The following is a 2,196-nucleotide window of genomic DNA, read 5'->3' as shown; positions in this document are numbered from 1 at the left end:
CCATCGCGCCGAGAGTACTGCGGGGCCAGCCCGTGGGAGGCCAGGGCGCCGCTGACCGGTGGACGGCACCGAGCCGTGCGCTTGAATTGAGAAGGGGGAGGCCTCGCGGCCTCCCCCTTTTTTGCGTTTACGGGCAACATTCCTTATGCAATTAAATCAATTTAATCATCCACCGCTGAATATAGACGTTCACCGTTCTTTGGCCGGTTCTCTGTTCTCAATGGACTAATATTTGCTTTAGCGCACTGCTGCGCTTGTCCTGTTTTTACACGGGTCGTTTTATTGATTGTGACGGAAGGACTCACATGGCAGATGTTCATGAGCTGCTTGATACTTGGATTGCCAATGTCAAGGACGAGGAGCTCCTCGCTGAGCTCAACACGATGAAGGAGCAGGGTGATGAGGACGCCATCACTGACGCCTTCTTCCAGGATCTCGCCTTCGGTACTGCCGGTCTTCGCGGCACTATCGGTGCGGGCACTAACCGTATGAATATCTATACGGTCGGTCGTGCGACCCAGGGGTTCGCTGACTACCTCAATGCGACCTTCGAGCATCCGACGGTCGCCATCGCTCGCGATAGCCGCAATAAGGGTGAGCTGTTCGTTAAGACGACGGCTGCCATTCTTGCAGCAAACGGCGTGACTGCCCTCGTGTATCCCAAGATTTCCCCTGTGCCGACGCTCTCCTGGGCCGTCCGTGATCTTAAGTGCTCCGGTGGCATTTGCATGACCGCTAGCCATAACCCGGCGCCGTATAACGGCTATAAGGCCTATGGCCCCGACGGCTGCCAGATCACCAGCGAGGCCGCCGATGCAATTTCTAAGGCTATCGCCGAGACCGATACGTTTACCGGCGTGAAGTCCATGGACTTCGATGAGGCTCTTGAGCAGGGTCTGGTTAAATGGATCGATGACTCGTGCCTCGAGCGTTATTACGACGCCGTTCTCGCCCGCGGCGTGACTAACCTTTCTGCCGAGGAGATTGCCGGCGCACCGCTTAAGCTCGTCTACACTCCGCTCAACGGCACCGGGCTCATTCCCGTCACGACGGTGCTCGAGCGCGCTGGCATCACCGATGTCACGGTTGTTCCCGAGCAGAAGGAGCCTAACGGCGATTTCCCGACCTGCCCGTATCCTAACCCCGAGATCCGTCAGGCCATGCAGAAGGGCATCGATCTCTGCGAGCAGGTTCACCCTGATCTGCTGCTTGCGACCGATCCCGACGCCGACCGTGTTGGCGTTGCCGTCAAGAATGGTGATGACTACCTACTGCTGACCGGTAACGAGATGGGCGTCCTGCTGCTCGACTATATTTGCAAGACCCGTGCCGCCCGCGGCGAGGACCTCACTAAGAAGGTTGCCGTTACTACAATCGTTTCTTCCGCCATGGTTGACGCTCTGGCCGAGGAGTATGGCTTTGAGCTCCGTCGCTGCCTGACGGGCTTCAAGTACATCGGCGACATCATTACCTCGCTTTCCGATGCTGGCGAGGTCGACCGCTTTATCTTCGGTTTCGAGGAGAGCTACGGCTATCTGGCCGGCGACCACGTGCGCGACAAGGACGCCGTGAGCACTTCGCTTCTGATTTGCCAGATGGCACAGTATTACAAGCTCCAGGGCAAGAACCTCGCCGATGCGATGCACGAGCTGTACGAGAAGTATGGCTACTATCACAACAAGACGATTTCGCTGAGCTATCCGGGTGCTGAGGGTGCGGCAAAGATGGCCGGCATCATGGCCGGTCTGCGCGAGAACCCGCCCGCGGAGCTCGCCGGTTCCAAGATTGAGGCCGTCGTGGATTACAACACCTGCGTGAACGGCCTGCCGAAGGCTAATGTCATTGAGTTCGATCTTGAGGGTGGCAACAAGGGTATCGTTCGTCCTTCCGGCACCGAGCCCAAGATCAAGCTGTACATCTTCGCTAAGGGCGCGGATGCCGCCGAGGCAGATGCAGCACTTGACGCGATCGAGGAGTCCGGTCGCAAGCTGCTGGCATAAGGTATTTAAGAGTCTATTGCTGTAGATAGGCGAAAGAGGGGATCTCGGAAGCGAGGTCCCCTTCTGTTTTTAACCAGCCAGCCGAGAGTACTTATATGTGTAGGAAATGTGTACGCCCAGATTCCCGCCCCCGGCGCCCCTCCGGTCTGGCAATATATCTCCTTGCCGCGCGGCCCGGTCGAACCGGATGAGCCGC

General features: G+C 57.8%; 1 protein-coding gene. It reads left to right on the top strand.

Features of this window, described 5'->3' with window-relative positions:
• Nucleotides 1-305: 305 nt before the first annotated feature.
• Nucleotides 306-2,000 carry a phospho-sugar mutase gene (locus tag AB5Z14_RS10130; RefSeq protein WP_055252695.1) on the top strand — a complete coding sequence of 565 codons (1,695 nt, stop codon included), beginning with the start codon at nt 306-308 and terminating at the stop codon, nt 1,998-2,000.
• Nucleotides 2,001-2,196: the final 196 nt, after the last annotated feature.

This window comes from Collinsella aerofaciens (genome assembly GCF_040910265.1).
Classification (GTDB): domain Bacteria; phylum Actinomycetota; class Coriobacteriia; order Coriobacteriales; family Coriobacteriaceae; genus Collinsella; species Collinsella aerofaciens_BK.
Note: the sequence above shows the minus strand (reverse complement) of the source record. Positions and strands in the feature narration are given on the sequence as shown.

Bases quoted from the DNA above. Each gene is read 5' to 3' on its own strand.
- AB5Z14_RS10130 (WP_055252695.1), top strand. From the start codon at position 306: ATGGCAGATGTTCATGAGCTGCTTGATACTTGGATTGCCAATGTCAAG.